This window comes from Candidatus Caldatribacterium sp. (assembly GCA_014359405.1).
Taxonomy (GTDB): domain Bacteria; phylum Atribacterota; class Atribacteria; order Atribacterales; family Caldatribacteriaceae; genus Caldatribacterium; species Caldatribacterium oleiphilum.
In genome coordinates this window covers 1-6,369 of record JACIZN010000011.1, presented here as the reverse complement: position 1 = coordinate 6,369, position 6,369 = coordinate 1, and the positions used below count along the sequence as shown (strand labels likewise).

Annotated in this window: 7 protein-coding genes (1 of these 7 only partly in view); 1 reads left to right on the top strand and 6 read right to left on the bottom strand. The window is 52.0% G+C overall.

Going from position 1 to position 6,369, the window contains the following annotated elements; translation table 11 throughout:
• From H5U36_01700 to H5U36_01675, 6 genes are all read right to left on the bottom strand, one after another.
• Positions 1 to 389: the 5' portion of a sugar phosphate isomerase/epimerase gene (locus tag H5U36_01700; protein MBC7216896.1), read on the bottom strand. It extends 58 nt beyond the left edge of the window; only the first 389 of its 447 coding nucleotides appear in the window; it begins with the start codon at positions 387 to 389; its stop codon lies off the left edge, out of view.
• Complete coding sequence (locus H5U36_01695; protein MBC7216895.1) at positions 386 to 1,606, bottom strand: ROK family transcriptional regulator; 1,221 nt, start codon at positions 1,604 to 1,606, stop codon at positions 386 to 388. The genes H5U36_01700 and H5U36_01695 overlap by 4 nt, the downstream gene beginning before the upstream one ends.
• Positions 1,607 to 1,917: 311 nt before the next feature.
• Positions 1,918 to 3,318, bottom strand: a complete 1,401-nt coding sequence (locus H5U36_01690) for an asparagine synthase (GenBank protein ID MBC7216894.1) — start codon at positions 3,316 to 3,318, stop codon at positions 1,918 to 1,920.
• A gap of 382 nt (positions 3,319 to 3,700) precedes the next feature.
• Positions 3,701 to 4,261 carry a flavodoxin domain-containing protein gene (locus H5U36_01685; protein ID MBC7216893.1) on the bottom strand — a complete coding sequence of 187 codons (561 nt, stop codon included), beginning with the start codon at positions 4,259 to 4,261 and terminating at the stop codon, positions 3,701 to 3,703.
• A 114-nt stretch (positions 4,262 to 4,375) separates the two neighbouring features.
• Positions 4,376 to 5,017, bottom strand: a complete 642-nt coding sequence (locus H5U36_01680) for a DUF998 domain-containing protein (protein ID MBC7216892.1) — start codon at positions 5,015 to 5,017, stop codon at positions 4,376 to 4,378.
• Positions 5,018 to 5,259: 242 nt separating this feature from the next.
• Entirely contained in the window at positions 5,260 to 6,096 is an 837-nt protein-coding gene (locus tag H5U36_01675; protein MBC7216891.1) for a hypothetical protein, read from the bottom strand.
• Positions 6,097 to 6,119: 23 nt separating this feature from the next.
• Here H5U36_01675 and H5U36_01670 point away from each other — a divergent pair, with 23 nt between their 5' ends.
• Complete coding sequence (locus tag H5U36_01670; GenBank protein ID MBC7216890.1) at positions 6,120 to 6,335, top strand: hypothetical protein; 216 nt, start codon at positions 6,120 to 6,122, stop codon at positions 6,333 to 6,335.
• Positions 6,336 to 6,369: the final 34 nt, after the last annotated feature.

The following is a 6,369-nucleotide window of genomic DNA, read 5'->3' as shown; positions in this document are numbered from 1 at the left end:
ACATCATCGTAGGGAACAAGTTCCGAAGAGGGGTCCCAGGGAACGTGGACGTATCCGGGGATGACAAGGACAGAAGGTACCGAGAGTTCATGGGCAAGGTCAACGAGTGCCTTCACCACGTCTTTGGCCTTTCTTCGTCGGGATTCCTCCGGAGAGGCAAGGTTGTACTTCCAGAAAAGCCCGGTAGCCAAGCTCCGGATGGCTACTCCGGTTTCCTGGGAGAGGGAGCGGAGTTCGTGCAAGACGTCCTTCCCAGGCTTTAAGGGGAAGGGTCCTTCTTCATCCGGGCAGAGTTCAAGACCCTGGAAACCGAACCGTTTGGCCAGCTCAAAAATCTCTCGGAATGTCGTACCTGCAGGAAAAGCCCACTGGTTGATACCTTTTTTCATTGCTCTCCCTCCTTTTCGGCAGTTGGGACACGAGCACCGAAAATCCGTTCCACAGTGAGCGCCGCTGCTCCCACGAGTTCCGAATCCCCTCCGAAGAAGGCTCGCTGAACTGCAACGGGCTTGCGATGGAGGAAAAGGGACTGGTGCTTTACGGTTTCGGCGATGGTCTCAAAGAACACCGGATGCGCAAGGGAAAGACCTCCCCCGATGATGACCATCTCCGGATCGAAAACGCTCACGAGATTCCCTATGGCCTGGCCGAGGAGCTCCCCAGTTTCCCGAAAAACGCGGAGGGCCAAGGCATCCCCAAGGTGCGCTGCTTCAGTGATGATTTCGCCCGAGAGCTCACCTCGAGCCTCCACAAGGCTTGGGATAATGGTTCTTTCTCCTCTCTCAATAGCTTCTTTAACCCTTCGGACAATCGCCGGAGCCGAAGCGTAGAGCTCAAGGCATCCCCGGTTCCCACAGGGGCACAGAGGACCGGAGAAATCGATGCTTGCATGTCCAAATTCCCCCGCCACGTACTGGTGTCCGGTGTAGAGTTCTCCATTGAGGATGACGCCTGCACCGATACCGTTTCCCAGGACCACATAGATGAGGTTTTTAACGTCCCTGCCGTTTCCAAACCATTTCTCTCCCAGGGCACCGGCATCAGCACCATCTTCTACAAAAACGGGCCACTGGAAGTGCTCGGCAAGGAGCTTCTGCAGGGGAACATTCTGCCAGCCCAAATTCACCGCTTTGATGACTTCCCCCTTTTCCCGGTCAATGACTCCTGGACAGCAGACCCCCATGCCCAGAATCTGTGGATGCGGTGTAGATTCAAAGAGTGAGTGCACCATACGGATGATTTGCCCTACTACGTCCTCAAAACGCAGCGATGCGATGGGCTCAATGATTTTACTCTTCAGTTCACCCTTGAGGTTTGCAAGGCCCACCCGGACTCTTTTGGCTCCGATTTTAGCTGCCACTACCCAGGCCCATTCGGTGTTGAACTCAAGAATAGCCGGCTTCCTTCCTCCTATGGATTCGCCGAAGCCATTCTCGCACACAAGACCTCGTCTTTTGAGTTCGGCAACAAGACTTGTAACTGTAGCAGGACTCAGGTGGAACTCTCGAGCAATGGTTAGACGGCTCGTTCTCCCCACCCGGTGGATGAACCGGAGGACCTTTTTGAGATTTTCCTCCCGTACCCGCTTCTGGTAGGTGGGCGCCATAATTCTTTGAGTGAAAAAAGATTCTTTGCTCCCTTTATACCCAAAAGTTTCTTGTCTGTCAACTGGGTGTTTAGGTTCACATCATGTGGGACACTCTACAATTCCAGTATCCCTCAGGTACTCCCAGGAGTCTTCTCTCTGAACTCCAATGGGTCTTCTCCAATGCGCGCTTCTTCCCGGAAGGTCCGATTCAGCCGTTCCACCACTCCCCCGATGCGGGGAAACGAGGAGGAAGGGCGAAGGGTTCGAGACCGCACTCCTCAGGAATCCTCGAATTCCCCATAGAACTCGCTCCTTCCATCCACCCGGAATCAACTTCCAGAGACCACGGGAACTTGCGTTCGTCCCATCCAATCGAGATTAGACACCTTGCCGAAGAATTCCTTGAAGATGCGATAGTACATAAGTTCTTCCTTGGACGCCAATACCCAGCCATTTGACAGGCGCCGCTCCCGTTCGAAGTCATGGTCTGAGACGTGCGAATCTGCATACTCGCTCAATAACTGCTGTAACCCGGTTCCCTGCCAGAACTTGGTCTTGGGACGCCAGAGCACCGTCTCGGGCAGATCCTGTTCCACCACCCGGCGCAGGATCCACTTCTCGATCACTCTACCTGACCGCCGATGCAGTTTGTACTCGGGCGGGATACGAAGTGCATACTCAACCACATCTCTATCGGCAAAGGGGAAGCACGGAAGAAGTCCATGGGCACCGGCACAACGATCCACACGCTGAAAGGCGGTGTTATGCAAACTCCTCACCGCCTGTTCCAGGATGGAAGGGAGTTGCTCGAGAGTGTAATGCTTCATGTAATCATAGCCGGCGAACAGCTCATCACCTCCTTCACCGGTAAAGATGATTTCTACGTATTCTGATGCAATCTTGGAAATCAGGTAATGCGTCACCGAAGAACGAACCAGAAGAGCATCAAAAGACTCCAGCGTGTAAATCACATCAGGCAGCACGGCAAGCACATCGTCCAAGGAGATTGTATGGGCATGGTGGTCGGTCTGGAGGATGCTGGCTACTGCCTGCCCATATTCCAGATCTGTTGCACCGGGTAAACCAATGACGAACGACTGGAGTTTTGTAACCCTTGGTCTGAGCAAAGTGGCAATGACCGATGAATCCACCCCGCCGGATAGCCATATTCCCGGCGTATCCGTCACCAGCCACCTCTGGATAGCCTGTTCCAGTCGATTTTTGAGCTCTGCTACCATCGTGTCTTCGTCGTCGTCAAGAAAATTCCCTGTCTGAATGGTGGCGAAAGGTTGGAATCCCTGACGCGGGGTATAAAAATGTCCCGGTGGAAATTCGTGCACGTCGCTGGTGAACTGAAGAAGCGCCTTCACTTCCGAAGCAAAACCCAGCGCTTCCCCTGACTTCCCGAAGTAGAGAGGTTTCACTCCCAGGAGATCACGGGCGATGAACAGGTCACCATCCTGGATGGCTGCAACAACAAAGGGAACCGGCCAGTGAGAGAGCACCCGAAGGTCTATTTCTGAGGGTGGCATACCATCCCAAACCACAGTACTTCCCTCACGAGAGACTGTGAAGGACTGTTCGATCTCGTGAAGCGACATCCCCATGAGTATGCCATTCCCTTCTACCCGCCTGCGTACATCGCCACCACGGTGCGCAATGGGGTGAAGCATTTTCTCAACAATGTGGTACGATTCGTCGTAACCCCTTATACCGGCAAGTGCTGACATAAGCACGCCTCCTTTGTACTGCAGAATACAGCGGAATAGTGCCGGCTACAAATTGCTGTTAAACTGTAATCCTAAGGAATTTGACCGACCCTATTCCTTTCAAGCTATCCGCCGTTGGCCACGACGACCTCCACCAGCGAGCCACCACGCAAGGGCCAATACGAGGTCACAGAACAAGAGAGGTCCTCCCGCTTCGCCAGAGGCCCAAGAATCAGTGAGCTCGCAGTGAGGCTTGCATGCATGAGCATCACCGAAAGCAAGCCCTTATACGGTCGTAGATTTGCACTATTTTAGCACTCTGTAAGCCGGTAATATAAGTCCAATGGTGAGGACACTGTGCTTCGACCTTAGCTGACAGAAACCATGGCTCATTCCTGGGATTCTAAAGATGGTTCTGCTCGCCTTTGTTCCTTGATGCCAGGGTAGGTTGAAGGGCGACGATCAGGTTGCTTGCCCAGGTACGGATTGCAGTCCAATCTCGCGCGTCGCTGGCTGGCTGGTTGTGGAGAGGGCTGGCGGGCAAGCTGGCGAGTAAGCTATCGGGAAAGTGTAACGTCGTGGGATCGTATTTGCCGCCAAACATTTCAAGAGCAACTGGCGTAAGCCAGGAAAACTTTGCGATCTCCCTCTTGAGCTGGGCACAAGCTTCCTGCCACTCTTGCTCATCATTGCGGATAGGCCCAAGAGCAAAGATGGCAACGGGCCGTTTTGATAGGACTCCACGATGCTGCATCAAGAAACGTCGCGCGTCCTTGTGCAGCCTGCCGATATAGAGCGGTGCTCCGAGCACAACAGCACAATACCCTTCGAGTGTCTGCGCTTTCCGCATGGGCTGAAGGTCTACTTCAAACCCCTGTTCACGCAGTGTTGCTGCAACTACCTCGGCCACTTCTTTGGTTGAGCCGTAACGCGTTGCATACACCAAAAGAACGGGTTCTGACATGTTCGCCTCCCTTGAGCATTTTCCAACCCAAAACTCGATTTTCGGCGTTCATCCCAAAAGTATCCAACATTTGGCTTCGCTTACGCATGCCGTAATGCCTGCACAGCGATGGCATTACGCTGGTGACGTCCGAGAACCCTCATAGGTATATCCAAACAGACTCAGTAGCGCTGTGTAGATTACAACGCTGAAAACACTGAAGCGCTCGAACAGGCCAAAGTACTCTTTGGGGGCAACGCCACTGCCGATTGACCCCAAGAACATTGAGAGCAGCACAATGAAACCCAAAATTGCTATTACCTTCGTTTCCTTGTTCTTTCGTCCGCCAACGAATATTAATGTCAAGGAAACGAGGGAGAGGGACACCACGACAATTGTTATGACGTAAAAATGCATTACGTCTTGAAAGGTGCCCTGGTAACCTTTGCTGCTGAGTGGAAACAAGATGTAACCGATACCGGATACCCAGTTCATAACTGCGTAGAGATAGATGCCAAGTCTAAAAGTCTTATTTATCTGGTTTACAACTATGAGACAAAGGGATGTGCAGCCAAGAACAGAAAACATGGAATAGAGCGCTGAAAACCTTGAAGCAACAACAAAGGAGGGTGCATCCGTTGCGGTGAGATCGCTCACTGCTTGGCTCATGCTACTGTAATTGGGGTAGCTTCGTGTGCCGAAATATACGTGGAGGAAATAAAACACAGCTGCAACGATGCCTGAGAGACTGAGTGGGCGAACCAACCTTGGATTCATTTTTATCTCCTTTTCAGATGCAGGATCTCCCCGCTTGCAGAAGTTCCCTCACCGGATCGGGCCTCATAACCCTTCCTTCTGCTATCTACCGGAACTCAACCAAAAGCCAAAGGCATACGTGAGCAGGAGCAACGCTCCAGGCAAGATAAATTTTGAAGTGACTTTCACGTTACCTCCGGTGAGATGAGGTAACGGTAGCACTATGGCAGAAAAAAGTCAAATAAGAATCTCGGGGCTCTTCTTCAGTCACTCAGCAACCATCCGGCAAGCCAACCGAAAAGAAAGTTGGAAGTAGTTACTTCTACAAAATGGGACAGGCGAATGCGATCAGGCATATAAGGATTGGGAGGGAGGAGTAGGAATCCCATGAGTACTGCAAAGAGCAAGGCTACAAGGAGGCTTTTTTCAGAACGTTTTGCCTCTGTAGCCCGAACTATTAATAGGGCCAGAAGGACGAATGCCAGACCTCGCAGGATCTGGAGGAATACTATGAAAAGGAAAGGGGGTTGGGAAGTCAGTCCGCCGTAGAATTCCTGGAAGGCTTCCCCAGCAAGGGATCGAAAAACAAGAAAACCAAAGGCAATATAGAAAAGGACGTAGAGGAGAGCAAGGGGAATCAGTTTTCCAAGTCCCCAACCTTTTGGAGCTCGAGAAACGTCTTGCGGACTCTCCGTTTTTCTGCCAAGTCTCCCGTGTATAAGCACCAGCCAGAAAGAAAAAATGGCAGAAACGAGGAGACCCTGGAGGAAAAGAAGAGGGACCATTCCCTCAGGGACAATTCCCACCAAGTGCCGTAAAAAGACCAGAGTTTCCACCTGAGTCAGGGCGGTGGTTATCCCGAAAAAGAGGAGAAACACCGCCGTGTACAGTTTCCATCCTCTCCAAGGGGAACGGAGAACGAAATGGCTCAGAACGCCTGCTTGGGCAAGATAAGAGACAAAAAGCGGTCCCAGAGCAGGGCTTTTCCCTGAAGGAGTTGCCACTCCAAGGAGTACCGAGGTAACGGCTTGGGTAGCAAAAAGAAGCAAAGCAAGCACCACAGTTTTGGACGCAAAGGCAAGCACGAGGCGGCTTTTCACTTTCCCCTCCTGAGAACCAATCTCTGCACCTATTGTACCTTCGGAGCTCATCTGCGTCAAATTTAGAGGTCAACGAGGAAGGCACTGAGGCAGCAGCAGTTACCTCGGTGACTATTGCTCTCACCGGAGCGATGCCTCTTGAGAAGTTCGTGATGCGGGTGGATCATCCTTTCCTTCTTCTCATCCGGGATGAAAGGAATGGCCTCTTCCTCTTTGTAGGAGTGGTGGAGAATCCGTAGGCAGCAAGAGTCAGAATATATCAGCATAGCTCTC

Bases quoted from the DNA above. Each gene is read 5' to 3' on its own strand.
- H5U36_01685 (MBC7216893.1), bottom strand. From the start codon at position 4,261: ATGTCAGAACCCGTTCTTTTGGTGTATGCAACGCGTTACGGCTCAACC.
- H5U36_01695 (MBC7216895.1), bottom strand. From the start codon at position 1,606: ATGGCGCCCACCTACCAGAAGCGGGTACGGGAGGAAAATCTCAAAAAG.
- H5U36_01680 (MBC7216892.1), bottom strand. From the start codon at position 5,017: ATGAATCCAAGGTTGGTTCGCCCACTCAGTCTCTCAGGCATCGTTGCA.
- H5U36_01690 (MBC7216894.1), bottom strand. From the start codon at position 3,318: ATGTCAGCACTTGCCGGTATAAGGGGTTACGACGAATCGTACCACATT.